This window comes from Streptomyces sp. NPDC059679 (assembly GCF_042734105.1).
Lineage (GTDB): Bacteria > Actinomycetota > Actinomycetes > Streptomycetales > Streptomycetaceae > Streptomyces.
The window spans coordinates 1-25,119 of record NZ_JBHWES010000023.1 but is presented as its reverse complement, the minus strand read 5'-3'; the positions used below and the strand labels follow the sequence as shown (position 1 = coordinate 25,119).

Below are 25,119 nucleotides of genomic sequence, written 5' to 3'. Positions count from 1 at the left end.
CAAGGCCGGCCTCCAGCCAGGATTGCCCGCGCGCCGACCCGGCGCGCGGGCGGCTTCCTATGGCGACCGTCATACCGCCGTCACCCGCCGCACTGCCGCCGCATCATCTGCTGGTCCGCGGCGGTCACCGCCATCTCGTACTTGAGCGCGACCTGCGCGAAGCGGGCCGCGTACGCGCATCTGATCGATGTGCTCGGCGGCAGCCAGGACGCGGGCCCTGAGTCGCCCTTGGCGGAGTTGGCGCGGCCCTCGACCGGGATCAGATTGAGCACGTCGTTCGCGAGCTGTTCGCGCTTGCTCTTCGACCAGCGGGAGGAGCCCATCTGCCAGCTGTACGACAGCGGCACCACATGGTCTATCTGGACCTCGGTGGCCTTCTGCTTGCGCCACTCGATGGTCTTGCCCGTGTACGGATCGTGGAGGGTCATGGAGACCACCACACAGTCGGAGCCGGACCGGAAACGCAGCCGCTGACCGTCACGCCGCAAAAGATCATTGCGGGTGTCGCAGCCGTTGCGCGCGAGCGGCACCCCGTCGGCCGTGTCCATCCAGGCGTAGCCGAACTTGTCCCGCGCATAGCCGGTCCTCGGTCCCCGCCCCTTGGTGAGCAGCTGGTCAATGAGCCTCTGGGCCGCGGCCTTGTCCGCGGCGCTCGTCACGGGCGCCAGGCCCGGCTTCGTACCGTCCGGGTTCTTCAGCGGACTGACCGCCCGGCCGTCGCTCTGTTGCCCGCCGCTGCTACTGCTCTGCTTTCCGCCGTCCCGCCCGTCGCCGTCCTTCTCGGCCCCGGCCGTGCACCCGGCGACGGCCAGCAGCGCCACAAGGCCCGGAATCAGAACCTGCCCAAACCGTCTCTGCAACCGTCCCGCCTCCGTCGCGTATCTTTTCGCACAGACCGCCCACACGATAAGGACCCTGGATGGACACGGCTGCCGCACTCCCGCCCGGCACCACCGCCGAGGGGGCGACCGCCGCCGCCTTGGACCGCGCCCAGCCGGACGACGCCCCGGCAGGCGGGCCGCGGCACTCCCGCCGGGACCCGTACTGGCTGGCCGCGGCCTTCTTCGTGGCCTTCGCAGCCATCTCGATCACCCGCTATCGGCGGATGGCCACCATGTCCTGGGACCTGGGCATCTTCGAGCAGGCGATACGCTCCTACGCCCATCTCCAGACCCCCGTCGCCGACCTCAAGGGCCCCGGCTTCAATATCCTCGGCGACCACTTCAGCCCGGTCACCGCGCTGATCGCCCCGTTCTACCGGGTCTTCCCCACCCCCGTCACCCTGCTCGTCGTCCAGGCCGCCCTCTTCGCCGTCTCCACCATCCCCGTCACCCGCGTCGCGGCCCAGCTGCTGGGGCGGGGCCGCGGGCTGGCGATCGGCGTCGCGTACGGGCTGTCCTGGGGCGTTCAGCGGGCCGTCGACTTCGACTTCCACGAGATCGCCTTCGCCATGCCGCTGCTGGCCTTCTCGCTGGAGGCGGTGGTGCGCAGGCGCTGGTACGCGGCGATGCTGTGGGCCGTCCCGCTCGTCTTCGTCAAGGAGGACATGGGGGCCACGGTGGCCGCGATCGGCGCCGTGATCCTGGTCCGCACCTGGCGGGAGCGCCCGCCGCGGATCGTCCCGCTCGCGCTCGGCCTCATCGGCTTCGGCGTACTGGCCTCCGCCCTCGCGCTCGGCGTGATCATCCCGAGCTTCAACGGTTCCGGCTCGTACGACTACTGGAACAAGGTCGGCAGCGGCGGCGAACAGACCGGGACCATCCCCTTCGAGACCGCGCTGCGCACCCTGCTGTGGGTGCTGCTGCCCACCAGCGGCCTGCTCGCGCTGCGCTCCCCGCTGCTGCTGGCCGCCGTGCCCACCCTCGGCTGGCGCTTCGTCTCCCACGACGACCACTACTGGGGCACGGACTGGCACTACAGCGCGGTGCTGATGCCGATCGTCGCGCTCGCCCTCGTCGACGCCATCGACCGCGCCCGCGACAGCCACCGCCCCTGGCTCGCCTCGTACGCCCGGCAGCTGCCCGGCATGGTGGCCGGCGCGGCGCTGGCGCTGACCGCCTCACTGCCCCTGGAAAACCTCACCAATCCGGACTTCTTCGACAAGCCGAAGGAAGTGACCGAGGTCGAACGGCTGCTGGAGCGGATCCCGGACGGGGCGTCGGTCGAGGCGAACGTGGGGCCGATCAGCCGGCTCACCAGCCGCTGCCGGGTGCTGTGGGTCGGCAATACACAGAATGTCGTGCCGGACTACATAGCCCTGCAAGAGCCGGAGCGCACGGCCGAAGACCTCATCGCGTACGCGAAACAGCTGCACCCGGAGCACCAGTACGCGTATCTCGGCTCCAGCGGCGGCTACTTCGTGCTCAAGCGGGCCGATACGGCCTGACAGCCACTGCGTTCACGCGCTCATCGGCTTCGGGGCGATCACGGCGAACGGCGCCCCCTGCGAGTCCTGGACCACGGCCATCCGGCCCGCCACCATGTCGAAGGGCTCCTTGCGCACCGTCCCGCCCGCCTCGGCCACCTTCGCCGCGGTCGCGTCGGTGTCCGCGACCGCGAAGTAGACCAGCCAGTGCGAGGCCGCCTCGGGCGGGGCCCCTGCCGCGCCCACCGGCTGCATCCCGCCCACCGGGCGGCCGGTCACGGACAGCGAGAAGTAGTTCTCGGCGCCCTCCATCGGGGCGGTCTCAAGCCCCAGCGCCGCCGCGTAGAAGGCGGCCGCCGCCTCGATGTCGGTGGTGTTGAGCTCGTTCCAGATCAGCGCGCCCGGCTCGTTGGCGATGCCCGCGCCGGGGAACTCCCGCGCCTCCCAGACCCCGAAGACGGCCCCGGTCGGATCGGCGGCCACCAGCATCCGCCCCAGGTCCATCACCTCGACGGCCGGGGTGAACGTGGTGCCCCCGTTGCGGGTGATCGCCTGCAGCGTGGCATCAGCGTCGGCGGAGGCGAAATACGTGGTCCACACGGGCGGCGGCGCGGGCTGGTCCCCCATCGCCTCGGCCGACATGATGCCGGCCACGGGTTTGCCCTTGAGGGTGCACAGCGCGTATCCGCCGGTCTCGGGCGGGCCGGGGCTGCCCTCCCAGCCGAGGACCTTGGCATAGAAGTCGAGGGCGGCCACCTGGTCGGGGGCCACCACATCGATCCAGCAGGGGGTGCCGGGCTGGTAGGGCTCGGTGACTTCGGGCATCGGCGCCTCCGGATCGGGCCCCGGCCGTCGCGGCGGCCGGACGAAATCCCCTCGGCCCATTCTCCCGGGGTGCGGCGGCGGCGCCACTCGACGCCGCACCACACCCCTCTCACCGCATCGATACCGGCCGGGCACCGTCTTGAGAGAAGACCGTCACAGACGCACGGCAGGATGCCCACCATGATCGACTCCCAGGGGCGGCAGCCCTACCCGCACCCGTACGCACATCCGCCGCATCCACAGCCCCAGCCACACCTGCCCCAGCCGCCCGCCGTCCCCGAGGCCATCGGCGATTTCCGGCGGTGGTTCTCGGCGACTGTGGACGGCCTGGTCGCACTCTTCGGCGGCATGGCCATCGCCGTGCGGCTGATTCCCGCCCTCGGTGGGCCGGAGCCGTTCTGGGGCACCATCCTGGCCGGGGTGTTCGGGCTGTCCTTCCTCCACCATGTGCTGGGGCCCTGGATCTTCCGGACGACGATCGGCAAGTTCCTGTTCTTCGCCCGGGTGGTGCGCGACGCGGACGGCGGACGGCCGCGTCTCTGGCAGGCAGTCCGGCGCTGGGCCTACGGGCTGACCTGGCTTCCGATGCAGCCGCTGCTGAGCCTGTTCGGAGACGACGGCGACCCGTACGAGGACGCCTGCGGGCTGCGTTACGTACGCGCCAAGGACCTGCGGCGCTGACGGTCCCACCGGCCCGGAGGTCCGCTCAGGCGGCCCGCTCGGTGATCTTCACCTTGCCCTTCTCGATCGTGGCCAGGCGCGGGGCGCGGCGGGCGAGGGCGCTGTCGTGGGTGACCATCACAAACGTCAGGCCGTGCTCCTCCCACAGCCCCTCGAGCAGGGTCATGATCTCGTCGCGCATCGACTCGTCCAGATTGCCGGTCGGTTCATCGGCGAGCAGCACCTTGGGACGCTTGACCAGCGCGCGGGCGATCGCCACGCGCTGCTGCTGGCCCCCGGACATCTCACCGGGCAGATGGCCCAACCGCTCACCGAGCCCGACCGAATCCAGCGCCTCGGCGGCGCGGGTACGCCGCTCGGCGGCCTTGACGCCCAGCGGGACCAGGGCGGTCTCCACGTTCTCCTGCGCGGTGAGCGTGGGGATCAGATTGAAGCTCTGGAAGACGAAGCCGATGTTCTCGGATCTGACCTTAGTGAGCCTGGCCTCGCTGAGCGAGGCCAGATCGACGCCGTCGAGCTCGACCGAGCCGGAGGTGGGGCGGTCCAAGCCGCCGAGCATCTGCAGCAGGGTGGACTTGCCGCCGCCGGTGGGGCCCTGGATCACCAGACGGCCGCCGTCCTCGATGGTCAGATCCACACCGGCGAGGGCGTCGACGGTGTCCTTGCCGCGCCGGTAGCGCTTGGTGACGCCGCTGAGCTGGTACATGAGGTGACTCCATACGTTGTTGGACGGTCCGGGAGGGCCGGATGTGGCTGATAACGGGCTACTCGACGCGGCGCAGCGCGTCCGCCGGGCGCAGCCGCGAGGCGCGCCAGCCGCCGAAGCCGCCCGCCACGAGCCCGCCCGCGACGGCGAGGCCGACCGCGAGCGCGATGGTGGCCGTGGAGACCGGGGCGGTGAGCGCCACATCCAGGGTCTTGGCCGGGGCCTGGCGCAGCCCGCCGCCCATGCCGCCGCCCATACCGCCCCCGGGTCCGCCGCCGCCCGGACCGCCGCCCAGGCCCATGCCGCCGCCGGAGGAGCCCAGTTCGGCGGTGAGGCTGGGGCTGATCGCGGTCACCGCGTACGCGCCGGCGAGGCCGAGCCCGATCCCGAGCGCGCCGCCGAGCAGGCCGTTGACCAGGGCCTCGCCCACGACCTGGCGGGTGACCCGGCCGCTCTTCCAGCCCAGCGCCTTGAGCGTGCCGAACTCCCGCACCCGGCGGCTGACCGCCGAGGAGGTGAGCAGCCCGGCGACCAGGAAGGCGGCGGCCAGGACGGCGATGGACAGCCACTTGCCGACGTTGGAGGCGAGGTCGGAGGCGGTGGACAGGGAGCCGGAGACGGTCTTGGCGAGGTCGGCGGAGGTGGTGACCGTGGTGCCCGAGACGTGTCTCTGGATGGCCGACTTGACGCTGTCGATCCGCTGCGAGTCCGCCGCCTTGACGTAGACGGTGGTGACCTTGTCCTTGGAGTCGGAGAGGGTCTGCGCCCGCTTGAGCGGGATGTAGACATTGGCGGCGGCCGAGCCACTGTCGGCGGTCGCGACCCCGATGACCTCGAACTTGGTGCCGGAGATGGTGATGTCGTCGCCCACCGCCAGCTTCTTCTCCTTGGCGTACGAGCTGTCGACGACCGCGACCTTGGCGTCGCTCTGCGCGCTGGTGAAGGTCTTGCCCTTGCTGAGCTTGGAGGAGGTCAGCGGGCCGAGGCCGGGATGGGCGACGTCGACCCCGTAGACGGAGAAGGAGTTGACGTCGAACTGGGCGCCGCCGCCCTCGACCTGCCCCTGCGGTCCGCCGCCGCCCTCGCCGCCGGGGCCGCCCTGCCGGTTGCTGCCGCCGGAGTTCTGGTTCTGCTTGAACTCACCCCGTTTGAACTGCCCGCTGACCTTCAGGACCTGCAGATTCAGCCCGCCGACCGCATCGGCGACCCCGCTCTGCTTCCCGATCTTGGTCACGGTCGCGGCGGACAGGGTCTGGAAGCCCTGCACCATCACCCGGTCGCTGCTCTGCTCCTTGTCGTCGTCGCTGTCGCGGGCGTCGAACTCGAAGCGCGGGCGCGAGTTCTGGTCGCTGCCCGAGGACGCCTGGCGGGCCTTGGTGACGGTCATATCGGTGCCAAGACCGTACAGCGACTCCAACACCTTGTCCTGCGCGCGCTCCATGCCGGAGGACACCGAGGTGACGACGATCACGAGCGCGATGCCCAGTGCCAGACCCGAGGCGACGACGAGCGCCGCCTTTCTGCGGCGGCGCAGCTCGCGCCGGAGATAGGTGAAGAACATGCGCGCGACGGTAGGGGCGTCATGTGATGAGCGGATAAGGGCGGGATGAGAGCACGCTTAAGAAAGCCGACGGGCGGCGGCCGGCCTGAGAAGGCCGACCGCCGCCCGGGGCGGGAATGCTAAGGGTGCGTCAGGCGCCGGTGGCGCTGCCCGCGACCCACTCGCTCCACTTCATGTTCCACCCGTTCAGGCCGTTGTCCGGCGCGACGGTCTTGTCGTTCGAGTTCTTCACGATGACGACGTCACCGATCTGCGACTCGTTGTAGAACCAGGTCCCGTCGGTGTTCGGGTCGTTCGCGCCCTTGGTGTCCGACAGGCCCACACAGCCGTGGCTGGTGTTGACCGCGCCGAAGATGGACTTGGCGCCCCAGTAGTTGCCGTGGATGAAGGTGCCCGAGGTGGTCAGGCGCATGGCGTGCGGCACGTCCTTGATGTCGTACTCGCCCTTGCCGTCGTTGTCCGTGAAGCCGACCGTCGCCCCGTTCATCCGGGTCTCCTTGAACTTCTCGGAGATCACCATCTGACCGTTGTACGTCGTGTTCTCCGGGCTGCCGGCCGAGATCTTGATGGTCTTGAACAGCTTGCCGTCGCGCACGACCTTCATGGTCTTGGCCTCGGCGTCGACCGTGGAGACCTGGGAGCGGCCGATCTTGAAGGTGACGGTCTTCTCCTGGACGCCCTTCACCCCGGGCGCGCCCTCGACGCCGTCGAGGTCCAGCTTCAGGGTGACCGTCGAGTTGGCCTTCCAGTACTCCTGCGGCCGGAAGTCCAGCCGCTGGCTGCCGAACCAGTGGCCGACGACCTGCTGACCGCTGCTGGAGGTGACCTTGATGCCCGACTGGACGGCCTTCTTGTCGCTGATCACCTTGTCGAAGTTGATCGACACGGGCATCCCGACGCCGACCGTCGAACCGCTCTCCGGCGTGAAGTTGCCGATGAAGCTGTTCGTCGGCGAGACGGTGGTGAAGGAGGAGTTCTCGGTGGCCTTGCGGCCCTTGGAGTCCTCGGCGATCGCGGTGATCTTGTACTGGGTGGACCGCTCCAGCTGTCCGCTCGGCTTCCAGGACTTCCCGTCGGACGATATGGAGCCGGGGACCTTGGTGCCGGTCGCGGCCGAGGTCATGGTCACGTCCTTGAGCGTGCCGCCGGCGACGGTGACCTTCGCGTCGCTGTTGATGCCCGCGTTGGTCGCTCCGGCCTTGGGCGTGATCTTGATGTGGGCTTCCGACGCGTCCTTGGCCGCCGCCTCGTCCACCTGCGACTGCGACTTGTCGCCACCGGCGTTGTTCTTGTTGCCGTCGCTGCCGCCGTCGTCGCCCCCACCACACGCCGCGAGGGTCAGTACTCCGCCGAGCACGGCGGCCGCGGCCACCAGCCCCCTACGGCGCTTGCCGTCCGTCATCACACGCTTCTCCATTGATCTGGACCCCAGAAACCCCGGACCTATCTGACAAGAACGCCTGTACCTTTTGGCCGGTTCCACGCACAGTAAAACTGTGCGGAAGGCCACTTAGCAAAGACGCCGGTCAAGCCCGTGGCCCGACCGGGGTACCCGGCACCCGTGCGGCGCAGTCGTCCCGTCCCCTCTTATCCTCCAGGACGCCGAAGCGCGGCGCTCCGTTCCACTTCGGCGCGTCGGGATAGTGGATCCCCCAAGACCCCCGAGGCAAAAATCAAGCAAAGTCGCACAAAGCATGACGTCTCAGGACTGCTCATACGACGGAGGGTATGCCTCCGGGCCGTCTCGCTTCCGCGCGACCCGCAGTTGTCACTACGATCGGACGCACGGGGCCAATTCACCACAGCCTCAAGGAGGATGCCGTTGTCCGCACGCCGACCGCTGCTGACCGCCGCCGCCGCGGGCTCGCTGCTGTGCGCCCTGTGGTTCGTCCCGTCCGCGAACGCCACCGTCGAGCGGGACAGCCAGGCTCCCGCCGGGCAGACGAGCACCCAGCCCGCCGCCTCCGGCGAGAACCTGGCCGACACCGGCAGCGTGGACGTCACCCCCTACCTGGTCGGCGGCACCGCCTTCCTGGGACTCGGGGTCGCCATGGTGACCGCCTCCGTCCGCCGCACGCGGCCAGAGGCGTACTAGGGGTGCACCAGCGCCAGCGCTTACGCCTGCTGGGCCCTGCTCAGGCCAGCGGGCCGGTCACCTGCTCCACCGTCTCCGCCAGCTGTCCCGACCGTACGAACGCGTCCGCGGCCGCCAGGTCCGGCGCCAGATAGCGGTCCTCCCCCGGGCCCTCGACGCCCGCCCGGCGCACCGCCGCCAGCACCGCCCGGCTCGCGGGGGCCGGCGCAAGGCCCTCCCGCAGCTCGATCCCGCGGGTGGCCGCGACCAGCTCGACCGCGAGCACCCGGGTCAGGTTGTCCACCGCCGTCCGCAGCTTGCGCGCCGCCGACCAGCCCATCGAGACATGGTCCTCCTGCATCGCCGAGGACGGGATGGAGTCGACGGAGGCGGGCACCGCCAGCCGCTTGAGCTCGCTCACCAGCGCCGCCTGGGTGTACTGCGCGATCATCAGCCCGGAGTCCACGCCCGCGTCCCCCGCCAGGAACGGCGGCAGGCCGTGGGAGCGGTTCTTGTCCAGCAGCCGGTCGGTGCGGCGCTCGGCGATCGAGGCGAGGTCGGCCACGGCGACCGCGAGGAAGTCCAGCACATAGGCGACGGGCGCCCCGTGGAAGTTGCCGTTGGACTCCACCCGGCCGTCCGGCAGCACCACCGGGTTGTCCACGGCGGAGGCCAGCTCTCGGTCGGCGACCAGCCGGGCGTGCGCGAGCGTGTCCCGGCCCGCGCCCGCGACCTGGGGCGCGCAGCGGACCGAGTACGCGTCCTGGACCCGCGGTGCGTCGTCCTGGTGGTGTCCGGTGAGGCCCGATCCGGCCAGCACCCGCAGCATGTTGTCCGCGCTCGCCGCCTGCCCGGGGTGCGGCCGGATGGCGTGCAGCTCGGGCGCCAGCACCCGGTCGGTGCCCAGCAGCGCCTCCAGCGACAGCGCGGCCGTCACATCGGCGACGGTGAACAGCCGGCCCAGGTCCTCGCAGGCCATGATCAGCATGCCCAGCATTCCATCGGTGCCGTTGAGCAGCGCGAGCCCTTCCTTCTCGCGCAGCTCGACCGGCTCTATACCGTGCTCGGCCAGCAGCTCACCGGCCGGGCGCAGCACCCCGTCGGGCCCCTCGGCCTCGCCCTCGCCCATCAGCGTCAGCGCGCAGTGCGACAGCGGCGCGAGGTCGCCGGAGCAGCCCAGCGAGCCGTACTCGTGCACCACGGGCGTGATCCCCGCGTTGAGGACGGCGGCCATGGTCCGTACGACGAGCGGGCGCACGCCGGTGCGGCCCGAGGCCAGCGTCTTCAGCCGCAGGAACATCAGCGCGCGCACCACCTCGCGCTCGACCCGCGGCCCCATACCGGCGGCGTGCGAGCGCACGATGTTGCGCTGGAGCTGAACGCGCAGCTCAGGGCTGATATGGCGGACGGCGAGGGCGCCGAAGCCGGTGGAGACGCCGTAGACGGGTTCGGGCTTGGCGGCGAGATCGTCGATGACCTGGCGCGAGGCGGCGACGGCGGCCAGGGCCTCCTCGGACAGCTCGATCCGCGCGCCGTCGCGCGCGACGGCGATCACATCGGCGGCGGTCGTCCCGGAGGTGCCCAGCACCACAGAATGCATATCCATATTCAGGCACCATAGATAGTGAATCCCTGTCTGTCACCCGCCCCCTGAACCGGCCCCTTGAACCGCCCCCCTGAACCGGTCCCGGGCTCCGGCCACGGTCACGTCTCAGAGGCGGCCCCTGAAGCGACGGCGTTCGGGGCCTTGGGCCGCGCGGTCCGAGGCGGCGCTGTCGGCCAGCCGCACCACCGGGTCCTCCGGGCCGCCCTCCCGCCCCGCGACCACCGGCTTCACCGAGCGGGCGGCCTTCGCCCGGTACTGGGCGGCGTCCGCCAGCCGGAACAGCCGGCGGGCGGTGTGCACGGGGCCGATCGGATCGCCAGTCGAGGCGACCCCGCAGGCGACCCCCTCGCCCAGCTCCAGCTCGGCGGCCCGGCGGCACAGCTCATCGGCCACCCGCACCACCTCGTCCGCCGAGGGACCGACCTCCACCAGACAGAACTCATCGCCACCCAGCCGGGCCGCCAGGGCCCCCGGGAGCATGGCGCCGCACAGCGAGAGCACCGAGCCGAACCGTTCCAGCAGCCGGTCGCCCACCGCATGGCCCAGTGTGTCGTTGACCTGCTTGAGCCCGTTGAGGTCGCACATCACCAGGCTCACCACCACCCCGTCCCGACGGTGCTCCTCCAGCGCCTCGTCCAGCCGTATGTCCACCGCACGGCGGTTGCCGAGCCCGGTCAGCGGGTCGGTGAAGGCCAGCCTGCGGGCCTCCTCCAGCCGCTCGGTCTGCGCGATCCCGGCGGCGGTCACCGCGGCCAGGACCGTCGCGAAGTCCGCGTCGGCCCGGCCGAACACCGGCTCCCCGGCCCGCCGCGCCACATACAGCTCGCCCCACGCCCGCCCGTGCAGCACGATCGGCGCGACCACGCAGCTGCCCCGCCCGCGCCGCCGCAGCGCCGCCACCCGGCCGGGGCTGACGCCGCGCAGCACCCCCCGAAGACCGCCGGCCGCATCCGTACCCGTACCCCTGTCCGGGCCCGGCCCCCAGCCGTCCCCGTCCGGCCCGGCGGCCACCTCCACCCAGGCGTGCGGCTCCCCGCCCCGCGCCCACTCCTCATGCAGGAACTCGGTGATCTCGGGGAACTCATGCACCGGATAGAACTCGTGCTCGGGGAACTCCTCCTCCCCCGCGGCCAGCTCCCCGCTGTTGACCAGCACCCGCAGCCGCCCCAGCTCCCGCTCCCACACCGAGACCGCCGCGAAGCTCCCGCCCAGCGCGCGGCGCGCGGCCTCCGCCGCGGACCGCACCGCCTCCCGCGGGATGTGCGCGGCCGCCATCGACTGCGCCAGTCCCACCACGGCCATCAGCCGCGCATCACCCTCGCCCGTCACCACGCCTCGCATTCCCCTGCCGCGCACACCGCACAGTCCAGCGTAGGAATGTTCGGCGAATTCCGCCTTGTCCCGCCCCGGGTTATTCGCCGGGCCAGTTCGGTGTGCGCTTTTCGTTGAAGGCCGCGACGCCCTCCGCCCGGTCCCCGGAGAAGGCCACCGACCGCCACGCCGCGTCCTCGATCTCGAGCCCTGCCCGCAGATCCAGTCCGTAACCGACCCGCAGCGCCCGCTTGGCCGCCCGCAGCCCGACCGGCGAGTTCGCGGCGATCCGCCCGGCCAGCTCCAGCGCCTCGGTTCGGTCCTCCCCGTCCGCCACCAGCCGGTCGACCAGGCCCAGCTCGCGGGCCTCGGCGGCGGCCACCTGCCGCGCCGTGAAGATCAGCTCGGCGGCGCGGGCGGCCCCCACCCGGCGGGGCAGCAGCTGGGTACCGCCCCCGCCCGGGATCACCCCGACCGAGACCTCGGGCAGCCCGACCACCGCCGTGCCGTCCGCGACGATCAGATCGCAGGACAGGGCCAGCTCGAAGCCGCCGCCCAGCGCATAGCCGTGCACGGCGGCCACCGTCGGCATCGGCAGCTCCAGCACCCCGGTGTAGGCGGCGCGGGCCAGCGGGCGCTGCCGCCCCAGCTCGGCGTCGCTCAGGGAGTTCCGCTCCTTGAGGTCCGCGCCGACGCAGAACGCCCGCTCGTGCGTGGAGGACAGCACCACGGCCCGTACGGACCCGTCCCCGGCCAGCGCGGCGCACGCCTGGGCGATGCTCCGCGCCATCCCCGTGGAGACGGCGTTCATGGCCTTCGGCCGGTCCAGCACCAGTTCGGCCACGAAGCCTTCCCGCCGGACCGCGACCCACTCGCCGTAGCGCTGCTCATCCACACGACCCTCCCGGTTAACGACCGTGAACACGTCGGGACGGATCATCGCAGCCCGCGCCGCCCCCGGCCAGTGGGCACCGGGGGCGACGAGACATCGACCGGACCGACGGACGCCGTACGGGCCGGCCGGAGGCCAGGCGGCGCCGGTCACTTGCGCGAGCGCCGCCACCTGGCCAGGAAGCCCATCAGCCCGGTCGGCTTCGGCTTGGCCGCCTCCGCGTCCGCCGGTGCGCCGCCGGGCTCCGCCACGGCCGGCAGGCCCGACGGGGCGGGCGGAACGTCCGGGGCCGCCGGAACCTGCGGGGCCGGTGCCGCCGGCTCGGGCCTGGCGTCCCACTCCGCGCCCTTGGGCGGCTCCCCGACGGAGGCGAACCGCACCGGGAGCGCGGTCAGCCCGCGTTGGTACAGCCCCGGGCGCCACTCCAGCTTCTCCGCGGCGACGGCCAGCTCGATGTCCGGGAGCCGGTCCAGCAGCTTCTCAATGGCCGCGGTCGCGACCAGCCGCGCCTGGCTGCGGCCGGAGCAGGTGTGCTGCCCGGCACTGAAGGCCAGGTGGGCCCGGTTTCCCTGCTTGTGCTGGGAGGACTCGAGAGCGTCCTGGTTGCCCCCGGCGAAGCTGATCACCACGGGCTCGCCCGCGCGCAGCCGCGTCCCGCTGATCGTGACGTCCCGCAGCGGCCAGTGCACCGCCAGGTTGGCCAGCGGCGGTTCGGTCCACAACACCTCGTCCAGGGCATCCTCGACGAGCATGCCCCCGCCCGCCAGGTCCCCCGCGAAGCGCTCGTCGGTCAGCAGCACCCGCAGGGCGTTGCTGACAAGACTGGCCACCGGCTCGACGAACATGCCCATCAGCAGCAGCAGCTGCTCGACCAGCTCCTCGACGTCCAGCCGCGCCGGATGGGCGATCAGCCAGGAGGTGACGTCCGGCCCCGGCTCTCCCCGCTTGAGCTCGATCAGGTCCTTCAGCGTCGCGTCGATGTCCTGGGCCGCGGCCATCGGGTCGCGACCGTCCAGCAGCCGCGCCATGCCCGCGAACAGCCGGTCCGCGATGTCCTTCGGGCAGCCGAACAGCTCGCCGACGGCCAGCATCGTGACCAGCTGGCAGTACTCGGGGATCAGGTCCGCCTCGCCCGCCGCGGCGAACTGGTCGATCAGCGAGTCGGCTATGCGCTCCACATAGCCGCGCAGCGCCCCCAGATCGATCCGGCCCATGCTGTCGTCGATGGCGCTGCGCAGCCGCTGGTGCGCCTCCCCGTCCACCCAGCCGGCCTGGGCCCGGGGCCTGAGCAACTGCGCGGCGTGAGTGGCCTCGGGAACCCGGCCCTCGTTCATCGCCCGCCAGTTCCGCGGATCCTTGGAGAACATCTCGGGCCGCCGCATGATCTCCAGAGCCGTGTCGTACCCGACGCACAGCACGGCCGTGACGCCCGGGTCCAGCTCCACGGGCGCGAGCGGGCCGTGGGTCTCGCGCAGCCGCTTGTAGACGGCGTACGGGTCCCGGAAGAACTCGGGCGTGTAGAGCGGCTCGGCTCCGGTGCCGCCGGCATGCGCCGGGCAGCCCGGCGGGGGAACGGCAGTCGGCTGGGCGACCGATTCGTAAGGCTGGCTCACAGTGCTCCTGGCTTCTGTCTTCGGTACAGGCCGACAGCGCGAGGGCATCGGGCTCAGGGCCCGCCGGGATCGCCAAGATCCACTCCCATCGCGCGCAGGTAGGCTAGCGCGAGACGGAGGGGATGCACCCCGGCCTTCGGCGAACAGGCACAGGAACTGCGCACAGGAGTACGCAGATCCTCAGTACTCGGAACCACGAGCGGCGTCCGACCGTCCCGGCAGCCGACTCAGCCTCGCCAAGGTCAGCACCGCCAGCTCAGACCCGCAGGATCAGCACCACGGCTCACCCCCGCCGGGTCAGCAGCCAGGGCTCCACGACCCCCAGCCCACGCACCGGCCGCTGCCAGGTGGGCTGGAGCGCGAAGCGGTACGAGGGCGGCTCCTCGCCCTCCTTCTCCGCGGCGGCCGCCTCCTCGGCGGCCTGGGCCTCCGACACCGGGGCCGCCCGCAGCCGCCCCAGCTCCTCCGCGAACGCGCCGTCCACCAGGACCGCGTTCTTGGGGGCTATGGAGGTCAGCCGGCTGGCCAGGTTCACCGTCGTCCCGAAGACGTCGCCCATCCGGGTCGTGACGGTCCCGAAGGCCATCCCGACCCGCAGTTCGGGCATCGTCTCGTCGTGGGTCAGCGTCTCGATCAGCCGCAGCCCGATCTCGGCGGCGATGCTCGCGTCGTCCGCCGCGTACAGCACCTCGTCGCCCAGTGTCTTGATCAGCCGCCCGCCGTGCGCGGCCACCAGGTCGGCGGCCGTGGTCTCGAACGCCTCGACCAGCTCGCCGAGCTCTTCCTCCTCCAGCCGCCGGGTCAGCCGGGTGAAGCTCACCAGGTCCGCGAAGCCCACCGCCAGCCGCCGGTCGACCATCTCCGCGTCGTCCGCCGCCTGCACCACGCGGCCGGTCGCTGCTGCCAGCTGCCGCCGGTAGACGTAGACCAGGAACTCCTCCAGCTCCGGCAGCAACAGCTCCACCAGCGGATAGGCGATCTCGGTGCGCGTCATCCCGGTCTCGTGCGGCTCGGTGAGCCCTTCCAGGAAGGAGTCGATCTGCCAGTCGGCCAGCCGGGCCGTGGTCTGTCCCGTCGACCGCGCCACCTGGATGGCCATCGGCTCGCTCAGCAGCCCGGCCTCCACCAGACCGGCCAGCCGTCGCAGCGCCAGCACGTCCGCCTCGGTGAGCGCCTTGGCCTGGCCGATGTCGGCGAAGCCCATGGCCCGCCAGAAGCGGGTGGCCAGCTCCACGGACACCCCTGCGCTGCGGGCCGCCTGGAAGGGGGTGTACTGCCGCTCAGCCCCGAGGATCAGCTGCTCGAGCCTTAGCGAGAGGGGGTCGAGCTCGATCTCGTCGGCACCGGCCGCGGTGTCCTCGTCGGCCGGGATGTCCTCGTCGGCCGCGACGTCCTCATCCACGACCGCCCGCTCACCGGAAGCCGCCCGCTCGGAAGCCGCCCGCTCGCCGGCCGCGGTCTCCCCGCCGGCCATCGCCTCACCGACCGTCGCCTCGTCGCCGACCGCGTCCCGGGCCCCGGCCTCCGGAGCCGCGCCGGAATCCATGTCGTCGGCGGTCACCGGCGGCCCCCTGTCCGATCCCTGCGCACTGCCCTTCCGTTCCCTCTTCCGGTTCGGTTCCGGCCCACGGCCGCCCCGAACTGGGCGGACCGCCACAACGATACGTCAGGTGTGCCCTAGCTCACTCTCCCCTGCGAAGCTGGGAAAACTCTTTGCTCAGGGGCGCAAAAATTCTCGCGATCTCTGCTCTCCGGCCACCCGAGGGGCTATGACGCGGGGCGCAGATGCACGATGTCCCCGGCGGAGACCGGCTCCTGTACGCCGCCCTCCGTGGCGAGCACCAACCGCCCGTCGCCGTCGATCGCGACGGCCTCGCCGACGCGCTCCCCGCCGCCGGGCAGTTCGGCGCGCACCCTACGGCCCAGGGTGGCGCACCCGGCCGCGTACGTCTCCTGCAGCCCGCACGGCCCGGGGTCGCCCTCGAACCGGCGCCACTCCCCGTACCACTCCTCGATCGACCGCAGCACCGCGCGCAGCAGCGGGTCCCGGTCGGTGGAGACGGCGCCGGCGAGCGCCAGCGACCCGGCCGTGGGCACGGGCAGCTCGTCGGCGTGCAGCGAGATGTTCAGGCCGACGCCGATGACCACCGCGTCGCCGGTCCGCTCGGCCAGGATCCCGCCGAACTTCCGCTCCTCCCCGCCGACCGTCACCAGCAGGTCGTTGGGCCACTTCAGCGCGGTGTCCACGCCCGCCGTCCGGGAGAGCGCCCCGGCGGCGGCGACCCCGGCGAGCAGCGGCAGCCACCCCCACCGTTCGGTGGGCACCCCGGCGGCACCCGGCCGCAGCAGCACCGAGAAGAACAGCCCGGAGCGGGGCGGGGCGGTCCAGGCGCGGTCCAGCCGGCCGCGCCCGGCGGTCTGCTCCTCGGCGATGAGCACCGCGCCCTCCGGGGCCCCGGCGGCCGCCCGGGTCACCAGGTCGGTGTTGGTCGAGCCGGTCGCCTGCACCACGTCGAGCTCGGTCCACAGCCTGCCGGGCCGCACCAGCGCGCGCCGCAGCGCGGTGGCGACCAGCGGGGGACGTTCCAGATCGGACCAGCGGCCGCCGGGGCCGCCCGGGGTTCCCGGGCTCCCCGGGGTGTCAGAAGGCGTCATAGGGGCCAGCCTAGGGTCAGGAGGTGTGGCCAACGACGCAGTGCCCACATGCAGTCCCGCCGATACGCTACGAGCCGGTAGCCCAGCCGGCGCAAGCCCCCTTTCCCGCCCGCCAACCCCCGTTTCAGGGCCTGATCCCATAAGCCCCCGAGGACGAGCAGGAGCCGCATCCCGATGTCCGAGCCTGAGATCTCCTCCGAGATTCCCGATCGTCACACCACCGCGGGCAAGCTCGCGGATCTCCAGCGCCGCATTGACGAGGCCACGCACGCGGGCTCGGCGCGAGCGGTGGAGAAGCAGCACGCCAAGGGCAAGCTGACCGCGCGCGAGCGGATCGGCCTGCTCCTCGACGAGGGCTCGTTCACCGAACTCGACGAGTTCGCGCGGCACCGCTCGACCAACTTCGGCATCGAGAAGAACCGCCCGTACGGCGACGGCGTGGTGACCGGCTACGGCACGGTGGACGGCCGTCCGGTCTGCGTCTACTCCCAGGACTTCACGATCTTCGGCGGCTCGCTCGGCGAGGTCTACGGCGAGAAGATCGTCAAGGTCATGGACTTCGCCCTGAAGACCGGCTGCCCGATCATCGGCATCAACGACGGCGGCGGCGCCCGGATCCAGGAGGGCGTGGTCGCTCTCGGCCTGTTCGCCGAGATCTTCCGGCGAAACGTTCACGCATCGGGCGTCATCCCGCAGATCAGCCTGATCGTCGGGCCGTGCGCGGGCGGGGCCGTCTACTCCCCCGCGATCACCGACTTCACGGTCATGGTCGACCAGACCTCGCACATGTTCATCACCGGACCGGACGTGATCAAGACGGTCACCGGCGAGGACGTGGGCTTCGAGGCCCTGGGCGGCGCCCGTACGCACAACACCACCTCGGGCGTGGCCCACTACATGGCCGGCGACGAGAAGGACGCCTTCGAGTACGTCAAGGCGCTGCTGTCCTACCTCCCGTCCAACAACCTCTCCGAGCCCCCGGCCTTCCCCGACGACGCCCACCTGGAGGTAAGCGACGAGGACCGGGAGCTGGACGAGCTGATCCCGGACTCGGCGAACCAGCCGTACGACATGCACAAGGCGATCGAGCACGTCCTGGACGACGGCGAGTTCCTGGAGACCCAGCCGCTCTTCGCGCCGAACATCATCACCGGCTTCGGCCGGGTCGAGGGGCACCCGGTGGGCATCGTGGCCAACCAGCCGATGCAGTTCGCGGGCTGCCTGGACATCGACGCCTCCGAGAAGGCCGCCCGCTTCGTGCGCACCTGCGACGCCTTCAACGTGCCCGTGCTGACCTTCGTGGACGTGCCCGGCTTCCTGCCCGGCACCGACCAGGAGTACAACGGCATCATCCGGCGCGGCGCCAAGCTGATCTTCGCCTACGCGGAGGCGACCGTCCCGCTGATCACGGTCATCACCCGCAAGGCCTTCGGCGGCGCGTACGACGTCATGGGCTCCAAGCACCTGGGCGCGGACCTCAACCTGGCCTGGCCGACCGCCCAGATCGCGGTCATGGGCGCCCAGGGCGCGGTCAACATCCTGCACCGGCGGACCATCGCGGCCGCCGACGACCCCGAGGCGACCCGCGCCGAGCTGATCGCCGACTACGAGGACACGCTCCTCAACCCGTACATCGCCGCCGAGCGCGGCTACGTCGACGCGGTGATCATGCCGTCCGACACCCGCCGCCACATCGTCAAGGGCCTGCGCTCGCTGCGCAACAAGCGCGAGAGCCTGCCCCCCAAGAAGCACGGCAACATCCCGCTGTAGGCAACATCCCCCATCCCTCCTCAGGAAGGGCTGTTTCCATGATCAAGATCGTACGGGGCAATCCCACCCCAGAGGAGCTGGCCGCCGCGCTCGCGGTGGTGCAAGCGCGCGCGGCGGCCGCCGCGGCCGCCGCGCAGGGCGAGGGCGCGCCACCGGAGTGGTCCGACCCGGCTCGTACCGTCCCCGCCCGCCGGGTGCCACACCCGGGGCCACGGGCGTGGCGTACGACGTACTGGCCGAGCTGAGTGCCGGTCGCGCCGAGTGCCGGTCGGGCCGAGTACCGACCGACCTGAGCCGACCCTTCCCAGGTCACCGCTTTCGCGGCGGCACCTTTTTCGCGGAAATTGTCCCTTCCGTCCGTGGCGCCTGAGTATGCGTACTCAGGCGCCACGGGCACGGACGGCGCAGGATCGAGTGCATGCTGTGGTCCGATCCGCCCGATGAGCCGCCCGAGGAGCTGCGGCGGGCCCAGGACATGCTCCGCCGCGCGGGCACGGTGCTCGCGGTGGCGACCCTGACGCTGATGGTGCTGCTGAGCCTGCGGCCGTGATCCGCGCCCGGAACCCGCACCCATGGCCTGCGGCCGAGGCTGTTCGAACTGAGTCCCGATTGGTTTCAACCCCTCCCAAACGGCCACCAATCCCACCCATCGTGACCAGGTGAGCGCGCCCCCACGGACCGTAAGGACTCCTGGCCGCGGCCGCGTAGCCATACAAAAGCCACCGACGGGAACAGCGGGTCACATTACCCCCGGTCCATACCTATGAGTCCTCATCAGGTCGTATCCGACGTAGGCACTATCGCGTACCGCAACCGAGCAATACGGTGGCAAACACCACGGGGGTCTCAGCAGAAGCCGGCTGTATCGACGTGCGGTTCCGCCGCGCGGGATTTGGCATGCGCATGATCCTCGTGGTCCATCGGCCCGAAGGGCCTCGACCGAGGAGTGTGCGATCGTGCGCAAATCTCTGATCATCACGCGAGCGGCCATCAGCGCCGCGGCCGCCATGGCGGCCGTCGCGCTGGTCACCTCGCCGGCCGGCGCGACCAGCGCGTCCACCCAATGGCGGATCCCCGGCGGCGATACGTGGGAAGTCAACGCCTGGCACTGCACGACCTACTGGGACGTGTGTGACTGGACCGCCTCCGCCAAGCTGCTGGGCAACGCCCCGCCCAACGCCATCTGGATCAACAACCGCACCGAACTGGAAGCCCACGGCGTCGGAGTGTCCATCGAGATCTCCAAGGAGCCCAAGGCGACGCTCGAGATGAAGAGCGACTCCCTGGGCCAGGTCACCTGGACCAACAACAACGCCTGGATCGCGGACAACAGCGGAACCATGGACCCCAGCTGGTCGACGGTCTACGTCTCGACCCGTAGCTGCGGCTCCGGCCAGGTCACGCCCGACATCTTCGTGTCGGAGAAGTGCGTGTACGCCGGGGCCTTCTGACCCACGGCCGGCCGACTGCCGGGCCGGCCGTCATCCGGCCCGGCAGCCCTTTCCCCGTACCCACATTCGAGAGTTGCGACGCCGCCATGAGCTTCCGCATGTCCTCACCGCCGCGCCGCGCGGCCGCGCTCGCCGCCGGCGCGCTGGCCGGCGCGCTGGCCGCCGCCCTGCTGACGGGCTGCCAGTCGGCCGCGTCCGACAGCAACGAGCGCCGACCGGTGACCGAAGAGCTGTCGATCCTGATCAGCGCTCAGAACCAGCTGTACTACCCGCCCTTCCTGCGCGACGAGCCCACCGGGCCACAGGACAACGCCTACGCCCAGCGCACCCGAGCGCTCCTGGGCACCCCGCCCCGGCTCGACCTGAACCACAAGACCGCCGGCTTCTTCCGCCAGGACGCGCTGGGCTCCTCCCCGCTGTGGGGGCGCGGCTGGCTGGCCCCGCTCGCCGCCTCGGGCGCCGACGGGCTGCTGAACGACCGCGACGCCGCCGACGTACGCCGGATGCGCACCGCCGACGGCTGGTACCGCGCCCCGCTGCCCCGGCGCGCCGCCCGCTCCCAGCCCACCGAACCCGCCGAACCGGCCGGGCAACTGGCCAAGAACGCCTACCGGGCCGCGTCCACCGCCACCGCGCTGGAGATCCTGCGCGCCCACGGCGGCATCACCGAGACCGACCGGCGGGCCACCCTGCCCTGGCTGCACAAGGCCGCGGCGCACCCGGGCACCCTGAGCGAGTCGGCGGACGTCGCCCGCGGCCTGCGCCTGCTCAACGCCCCCGTCCCGGCCCGGCTCGCCGCCGTCACCCCGCCGAAGACCGCCGAATTCACCTCCCTGGGCGGGAAGCAGCGGTACCAGGCGCTGCTGGACGCCTACCAGTACGCCCGGCTGCGGGAGTCGGCCGGCCAGAAGGCCGAGCTCGACCCCGAGGTGTGGGGCACCGTCCTCAGCCGTAACGCCGCCACCTTCAGCTACCCCGACCTCTACTACGCCACCTTCGTCGCCAAGGCCGCGGGCGCCCCGGCCGCCGCCCTCGACAAGGCGCGCGACCGGATCCGGGCGAACACCCTGCCCGGCGGCGCGGTCCGCGACCCCGGCGGCTACCTCGGCAGCCCCGAAGCCTCCTTCTACGCCCTGCTGCTGCGCGGGCTCGCCGGCGAGCCCACCCACGACGACCGCCTCGCCAAGGCCCTGGGCAAGGTGGCCACCGCCCCCCGCGCGGCGGGCGACCCCGCCACCCGGCTGACCACCGCCGCGGCCGCCGCCCTCGCGGGCGCGGGCGGACGCACCACCTCCGCCGCGTCCGCGCTGTGCCGCTCGGCCCAGGTGGTGCCCCGTACGGTCACCGCGCACAGCGCCGAGAAGTGGGCCCGCACCGCCCTCGCCTGCGACCGGGCCGGCGCCCCCGCCCAGGCCCCGCGGACCACGCCCTGGCCCCTGAACGACGCCGAACACGTCACCGCCGCCGCCACCCTCGCCACCGGCCTCGCCGACACCGGCCGGCCGCCGCGCCCCGCCCGCTGGATCACCGCGCGGCAACTGCGCCCGTGGGCGACCGACCCCAAGCGGCTGGACTCGGTCAGCGGCTACGCCACGGTGGTGCGCGCCTATCTGCTCGCGGGAGGGCAGGCCGACGCGCCCTTACGCGAGGCCGTCGCGCGCGGCATCGGCACCCGGCGCGGCTGCCCCCGGCTGCCGAACCTGTACCGGGCCGACGCGGAGGGCGGCTGCGACCTCAAGACGACCTGGCACGTATGGCAGCTGCAGAAACAGCTCAAGGAGCAGAACGGAACACGGGAGCCGAAGCAGAACGGAACGCGGAGCGGAACACGGAACGGAACGCACGGCGGAGAACAGGAGGCGGACGGGTGACCCCGGTGAACCCCCTCCCCCAGCCGCCCGAAGCGCGCGCCGTCCACAAGTCCTTCGCGCTGCGCGACCACCGCGTCGACGTACTGCGCGGCGCCGACCTGTGCCCGGCCCCCGGCCGGATCACCGCCCTGGTCGGCCACTCGGGCTCCGGCAAGACGACCCTGCTGCAGATCCTCGGCCTGCTGCTGCCTCCCGACTCCGGCTCCGTACGGATCGAGGAGCGGGACGCCTGGCAGCTGAACGACAACGAGCGCGCCGATCTGCGCCGTCGCCGCATCGGCTTCGTCTTCCAGACCGCCAATCTGCTGCCGCAGCACTCCGCCCTGCGCAATGTCGCCCTCCCCCGCCCCGGCGACGCACACCACGCCCGCCGCGCCGCGCGGGAGCTGCTGGACCGGGTCGGCCTGGCCGGGCGGGCCGACCACCGTCCCGGCGAGCTGTCCGCCGGGGAGCAGCAGCGCGTCGCCCTCGCCCGCGCGCTGGTCAACGGCGCGGGAACGGTGCTGGCCGACGAACCCACCGGCAATCTGGACGCCGACAACGAACGGCGGATGCTGCGGCTGTTCCGCGAGACCGCCGACGAGGGGCGGGCCGTACTGCTGGTGACCCACAGCCCCGCGGTCGCGGACATCGCCGACACCGTCCTGAGCGTGACCGACGGCCACGTGATCCCCGAGGCCCGCGATCCGTCGCCGGCCGACAGCCCGACGCCGGAGGCCCGGCCATGACCTTCTACCGCCTCGCCGCCGCCAATGTGCGCTCCATGTGGCGGCGTTTCGTCGGCCTGGTCGCCCTGCTGGCCATCGCCGTCGCCGTCTGCGTCACCGCCTTCGCGGTCTCCGGCCGCGCGCAGGAAGCCGCCGACCAGCGCGTCCAGGAAGGCACCGCCAACCGCAGCGTCACCGTCGAGCGCCTGACCGGCCGCCACGGCGCCAAGCCGCTGACCGGCACGGCGGTCCGCCGGCTCGCGGACATCCGGCACGTGGCCTCCGTACAGCCGCGCGCCCAGGTCTCCTTCGGCTACAAGGGCCCCGGCGCGCCGGGCGCCCTGCTGTACGCGACCACCGCCCGCCCCGCCCTGAAGCCGCCGGTCACCCGCTCCGTACGCGCCAGGCTCTTCCCGCTGCGCCCCGGGGAGATCGTGCTGCCCGAACACGCCCAGGGGAACGACCTCTCCCCGCTGCTCGGCAAGAAGATCACCGTCCAGACCACCCACGCCGAAAGCGCCGGCCAGGGCCGCGGGGCCGCCGCGCACATCCGCGTCGTCGGACTCTTCCAGCCCAGCTGGCAGCTGGACGGCCCGGACGCGGCCTACGCCGACGACGCCACCGTCGTGCGCTGGGCCGCCGCCAAGGCCGGTGTTCCGGCGGACCAGTACCTACGCACCGTCGGCTACGACCGGATCACCGTCGTGGCCGACTCCGCCGACCACGTCGGCAAGGTGCTCCACACCGTCCAGGCCAAGGGCTACTCCGCGGCCAGCCTGCAGCAGGAGATGACCGCGCTGCCCGGGGTCCTGAAGCTGATCCGCGCCACCGGCCGGATCCTCCTCGTCGTGCTCGGCCTGCTCGCCCTCATCGGCGCACTGGTGGTCACCGGCGCACTGGCCCGGCAGCGGGTACGCGAGATCGGCATCCTCAAGGCCGTCGGCTTCCGCACCCGGTCCGTACTGGCGATGCTGATCACCGAGATGGCCGTCGTCGGAGCGTGCGGCGCCGCGCTCGGCGCCGCCCTCGGCATGGCAGGCGCGGCCGCCACCGCCGCCGGCCTACGCGACCGCCCCGACCTCGGCCCCTACCTGACGGACCGAGTCCCCCTCCCCGGCGCCACCGCGCTCAGCGGAGTCCTGCTGCTCACCATCGCGGTCACCGTCCTGGGCGCCTGCCTCCCGGCCCGACGCGCGGCCCGCCTCCCCCCGGCGGACGCGGTCCGCGAGTGGTGAGCGGCAGCCCTCGGCTCCGGCGTGCCCCTCGGCCGCCCGGCGTGCCCCTCTGCCTCGCGCGCGAGTCGGGCGCAAGTCGATGCTGCGGGAAGGGGCGGGTGGGGGGGCAAGGGCCGCCGCCTACCCTGGGCGCATGACTGACACGCAGCGCACCCTCGTCCTCGCCTCCGCCTCCCCCGCCCGCCGGGCCCTGCTGCGCCAGGCCGGGCTGGCGTTCGAGGTGATCGTCAGCGGTGTGGACGAGGACGCGCTGAGCGCCGACACCCCTGCCGAGCTGGCGCGCATACTGGCCGAGGCCAAGGCGGGCGCCGTGGCCGCGCTTCCGGAGGCGGCCGGGGCACTGGTCGTCGGCTGCGACTCGGTGCTGGAGCTCGACGGGCAGGCGCTCGGCAAGCCCGCGGACGCCGAGGAGGCCACCGCCCGCTGGAAGTCCATGCGCGGCCGCTCCGGCGTGCTGCGGACCGGGCACTGCCTGATCGACACGGCGACCGGCCGCCGCACCTCCGACACCGCCTCCACCACGGTCCACTTCGGCGAGCCGACCGACGCCGAGATCGCGGCGTACGTCGCCACCGGCGAACCCCTGCACGTGGCGGGCGCGTTCACGCTCGACGGGCGCTCGGCGCCCTTCGTCGACGGGATCGAGGGAGACTCGGGCAACGTCATCGGGCTGTCCCTGCCGCTGCTGCGCCGGCTCCTGGCCGAGCTGGGCGTGAGCATCACCGACCTGTGGGCCGACGCCGGGCAGTGACCCCGGGCAGTGACCCCGGGCCGCATCCCCGGACGGGCAGAACGCCGGCGGCCCTCAGCCCCTCACGCCGGATCCGGATGCGGCGCGTCCCCGCCCGAGGCGCCCCGGGCCCCCGTGGTGCCCGGGGCGGCGGCGTCGGGCTCGGCCGCGCCCGCCGACTCGTCGTACGACAGGAGGCTCAGCACGATCAGGCCGAGCATCACCATCATCAGCGCGAAGGCCGTCCAGCCGACCAGGCCCACCACGAAGGCGCCCACCAGGGCGTGCACCACCGCGCAGGTGATGAGCAGAATGCGGGCCACGCGCCCGGGGGCGCGGTCCCGTACGCCGGCGCGCAGCAGCACCAGGGCGCACAGCAGCAGGTAGAGGCCGAAGAGCCCGCCCGCGACCCATGTGCCGATCGACATCGCGTCCGTGTCGAGGCCGGCCAGGGACATCTGCTGCCTGTCGACCACCAGGCCCAGGATCCAGTTGAGCAGCGCTATCCCGGCCGCCTCCACGATCAGCATCACGGCCGTCACCACGGCCACGGGTCTGCGCGCCACCCCGCCCACCTCTTCCGCTGCACCGGTTCGGGGCCGTCCCTCCGAGAGGTTCGACATCGAAGGTTCGACATCGCGAACGCTACTAACGGGTAAGCCCTCCGACAAGGGGGCGCGAACACACTTGTACGACCGGAACGCCGCGGCAAAGTTTCCGCCCTCCGTTCGTAGGGATTCCACAAAGAAACGCGCCGGACCGCCGCCCCGTCCACCGGTGAACCCGGCCACAACGCGAACCGCCCTGCGGCCCGAAAAACCGGGCGTACCGTGGAACGACGGGGGAGTCGGCTGCCTCTTCTCGGCAGGGTTCACGCTCCGTGTGGTCAACCTCACGCCCGAGTTCTTCTCGGCTTGGGGTGTCGCCAGTACCTAAACTCGGCTTGTTTCAAGGAGGGAGCCATCGTGCGCAAGGTGCTCATCGCCAATCGTGGCGAAATCGCGGTCCGCGTTGCCCGTGCCTGTCGGGATGCCGGGATCGCGAGTGTTGCGGTCTACGCCGATCC

General features: G+C 72.2%; 24 protein-coding genes. 12 read left to right on the top strand and 12 right to left on the bottom strand.

The features are described from left to right. Window positions 1–80 precede the first annotated feature (80 nt). Window positions 81–860: an HNH endonuclease family protein gene (locus ACFV2X_RS24065; RefSeq protein ID WP_385619780.1), complete on the bottom strand. Its 780-nt coding sequence runs from the start codon at window positions 858–860 to the stop codon at window positions 81–83. Between the two features lie 59 nt (window positions 861–919). Here ACFV2X_RS24065 and ACFV2X_RS24060 point away from each other — a divergent pair, with 59 nt between their 5' ends. Then, window positions 920–2,386, top strand: a complete 1,467-nt coding sequence (locus tag ACFV2X_RS24060; RefSeq protein WP_385619778.1) for a DUF2079 domain-containing protein — start codon at window positions 920–922, stop codon at window positions 2,384–2,386. Between the two features lie 12 nt (window positions 2,387–2,398). Here ACFV2X_RS24060 and ACFV2X_RS24055 read toward each other — a convergent pair whose 3' ends face one another. Further along, window positions 2,399–3,190: a VOC family protein gene (locus ACFV2X_RS24055; RefSeq protein WP_385619775.1), complete on the bottom strand. Its 792-nt coding sequence runs from the start codon at window positions 3,188–3,190 to the stop codon at window positions 2,399–2,401. A 180-nt stretch (window positions 3,191–3,370) separates the two neighbouring features. On the opposite strand from ACFV2X_RS24055, the gene ACFV2X_RS24050 reads away from it, so the two are divergent. Further along, window positions 3,371–3,871, top strand: a complete 501-nt coding sequence (locus ACFV2X_RS24050; protein WP_385619773.1) for an RDD family protein — start codon at window positions 3,371–3,373, stop codon at window positions 3,869–3,871. Between the two features lie 25 nt (window positions 3,872–3,896). Here ACFV2X_RS24050 and ACFV2X_RS24045 read toward each other — a convergent pair whose 3' ends face one another. The 3 genes from ACFV2X_RS24045 to ACFV2X_RS24035 all read right to left on the bottom strand — a co-directional run bounded on the left by ACFV2X_RS24045 (window position 3,897) and on the right by ACFV2X_RS24035 (window position 7,540). After that, a complete protein-coding gene (locus tag ACFV2X_RS24045; protein ID WP_385619771.1) occupies window positions 3,897–4,577 on the bottom strand; it encodes an ABC transporter ATP-binding protein in 681 nt (226 codons plus the stop codon). A 58-nt stretch (window positions 4,578–4,635) separates the two neighbouring features. Continuing rightward, on the bottom strand, window positions 4,636–6,138 hold the full coding sequence (locus ACFV2X_RS24040; RefSeq protein ID WP_385619770.1) for an ABC transporter permease: 1,503 nt from the start codon (window positions 6,136–6,138) through the stop codon (window positions 4,636–4,638). 130 nt (window positions 6,139–6,268) lie between these two features. Continuing rightward, the gene (locus tag ACFV2X_RS24035) at window positions 6,269–7,540 is read right to left on the bottom strand and encodes an Ig-like domain-containing protein (protein WP_385619768.1); all 1,272 of its coding nucleotides are present in this window, start codon (window positions 7,538–7,540) and stop codon (window positions 6,269–6,271) included. A gap of 414 nt (window positions 7,541–7,954) precedes the next feature. Between ACFV2X_RS24035 and ACFV2X_RS24030 the strand changes: the two genes are divergently transcribed. Further along, a complete protein-coding gene (locus tag ACFV2X_RS24030; RefSeq protein ID WP_385619766.1) occupies window positions 7,955–8,233 on the top strand; it encodes a hypothetical protein in 279 nt (92 codons plus the stop codon). 40 nt (window positions 8,234–8,273) lie between these two features. Here ACFV2X_RS24030 and hutH read toward each other — a convergent pair whose 3' ends face one another. The 6 genes from hutH to ACFV2X_RS24000 form a co-directional block, all read right to left on the bottom strand. Beyond that, window positions 8,274–9,818 (bottom strand): histidine ammonia-lyase, encoded by a 1,545-nt coding sequence (gene hutH, locus ACFV2X_RS24025; protein WP_358629214.1) that lies wholly within the window; start codon window positions 9,816–9,818, stop codon window positions 8,274–8,276. A gap of 105 nt (window positions 9,819–9,923) precedes the next feature. Then, a complete protein-coding gene (locus tag ACFV2X_RS24020) occupies window positions 9,924–11,159 on the bottom strand; it encodes a diguanylate cyclase domain-containing protein (protein ID WP_385620012.1) in 1,236 nt (411 codons plus the stop codon). 70 nt (window positions 11,160–11,229) lie between these two features. Then, window positions 11,230–12,069, bottom strand: a complete 840-nt coding sequence (locus ACFV2X_RS24015; protein WP_385619763.1) for an enoyl-CoA hydratase/isomerase family protein — start codon at window positions 12,067–12,069, stop codon at window positions 11,230–11,232. A 101-nt stretch (window positions 12,070–12,170) separates the two neighbouring features. Then, window positions 12,171–13,634, bottom strand: a complete 1,464-nt coding sequence (locus tag ACFV2X_RS24010) for a cytochrome P450 (RefSeq protein WP_385619761.1) — start codon at window positions 13,632–13,634, stop codon at window positions 12,171–12,173. 283 nt (window positions 13,635–13,917) lie between these two features. After that, window positions 13,918–15,195 (bottom strand): adenylate/guanylate cyclase domain-containing protein, encoded by a 1,278-nt coding sequence (locus ACFV2X_RS24005; protein WP_385619759.1) that lies wholly within the window; start codon window positions 15,193–15,195, stop codon window positions 13,918–13,920. A gap of 206 nt (window positions 15,196–15,401) precedes the next feature. Continuing rightward, window positions 15,402–16,289, bottom strand: coding sequence for a biotin--[acetyl-CoA-carboxylase] ligase (locus ACFV2X_RS24000; RefSeq protein WP_385619757.1), 888 nt, complete (start codon window positions 16,287–16,289; stop codon window positions 15,402–15,404). A 174-nt stretch (window positions 16,290–16,463) separates the two neighbouring features. On the opposite strand from ACFV2X_RS24000, the gene ACFV2X_RS23995 reads away from it, so the two are divergent. The 8 genes from ACFV2X_RS23995 to ACFV2X_RS23960 all read left to right on the top strand — a co-directional run bounded on the left by ACFV2X_RS23995 (window position 16,464) and on the right by ACFV2X_RS23960 (window position 24,074). After that, on the top strand, window positions 16,464–18,059 hold the full coding sequence (locus tag ACFV2X_RS23995) for an acyl-CoA carboxylase subunit beta (protein WP_385619754.1): 1,596 nt from the start codon (window positions 16,464–16,466) through the stop codon (window positions 18,057–18,059). Window positions 18,060–18,097: 38 nt separating this feature from the next. Beyond that, window positions 18,098–18,304 (top strand): acyl-CoA carboxylase epsilon subunit, encoded by a 207-nt coding sequence (locus ACFV2X_RS23990; protein ID WP_319695883.1) that lies wholly within the window; start codon window positions 18,098–18,100, stop codon window positions 18,302–18,304. A gap of 173 nt (window positions 18,305–18,477) precedes the next feature. Continuing rightward, on the top strand, window positions 18,478–18,609 hold the full coding sequence (mmpB, locus tag ACFV2X_RS23985) for a morphogenic membrane protein MmpB (protein ID WP_014177193.1): 132 nt from the start codon (window positions 18,478–18,480) through the stop codon (window positions 18,607–18,609). A 406-nt stretch (window positions 18,610–19,015) separates the two neighbouring features. Then, the gene (locus ACFV2X_RS23980) at window positions 19,016–19,510 is read left to right on the top strand and encodes a hypothetical protein (RefSeq protein WP_385619751.1); all 495 of its coding nucleotides are present in this window, start codon (window positions 19,016–19,018) and stop codon (window positions 19,508–19,510) included. A 98-nt stretch (window positions 19,511–19,608) separates the two neighbouring features. Continuing rightward, on the top strand, window positions 19,609–21,381 hold the full coding sequence (locus ACFV2X_RS23975) for a hypothetical protein (RefSeq protein ID WP_385619749.1): 1,773 nt from the start codon (window positions 19,609–19,611) through the stop codon (window positions 21,379–21,381). Further along, window positions 21,378–22,109: an ABC transporter ATP-binding protein gene (locus ACFV2X_RS23970; RefSeq protein ID WP_385619747.1), complete on the top strand. Its 732-nt coding sequence runs from the start codon at window positions 21,378–21,380 to the stop codon at window positions 22,107–22,109. The genes ACFV2X_RS23975 and ACFV2X_RS23970 overlap by 4 nt, the downstream gene beginning before the upstream one ends. Continuing rightward, the gene (locus tag ACFV2X_RS23965) at window positions 22,106–23,323 is read left to right on the top strand and encodes an FtsX-like permease family protein (protein ID WP_385619744.1); all 1,218 of its coding nucleotides are present in this window, start codon (window positions 22,106–22,108) and stop codon (window positions 23,321–23,323) included. The genes ACFV2X_RS23970 and ACFV2X_RS23965 overlap by 4 nt, the downstream gene beginning before the upstream one ends. A 133-nt stretch (window positions 23,324–23,456) precedes the next feature. Further along, the gene (locus tag ACFV2X_RS23960; protein ID WP_385619742.1) at window positions 23,457–24,074 is read left to right on the top strand and encodes a Maf family protein; all 618 of its coding nucleotides are present in this window, start codon (window positions 23,457–23,459) and stop codon (window positions 24,072–24,074) included. A gap of 62 nt (window positions 24,075–24,136) precedes the next feature. Here the strand turns inward: ACFV2X_RS23960 and ACFV2X_RS23955 are convergent, their stop codons facing one another. Continuing rightward, complete coding sequence (locus tag ACFV2X_RS23955) at window positions 24,137–24,619, bottom strand: hypothetical protein (RefSeq protein WP_385619741.1); 483 nt, start codon at window positions 24,617–24,619, stop codon at window positions 24,137–24,139. A 399-nt stretch (window positions 24,620–25,018) separates the two neighbouring features. On the opposite strand from ACFV2X_RS23955, the gene ACFV2X_RS23950 reads away from it, so the two are divergent. After that, window positions 25,019–25,119: biotin carboxylase N-terminal domain-containing protein (locus tag ACFV2X_RS23950; protein ID WP_158786612.1), on the top strand; the 101-nt coding region annotated here is incomplete at its 3' end.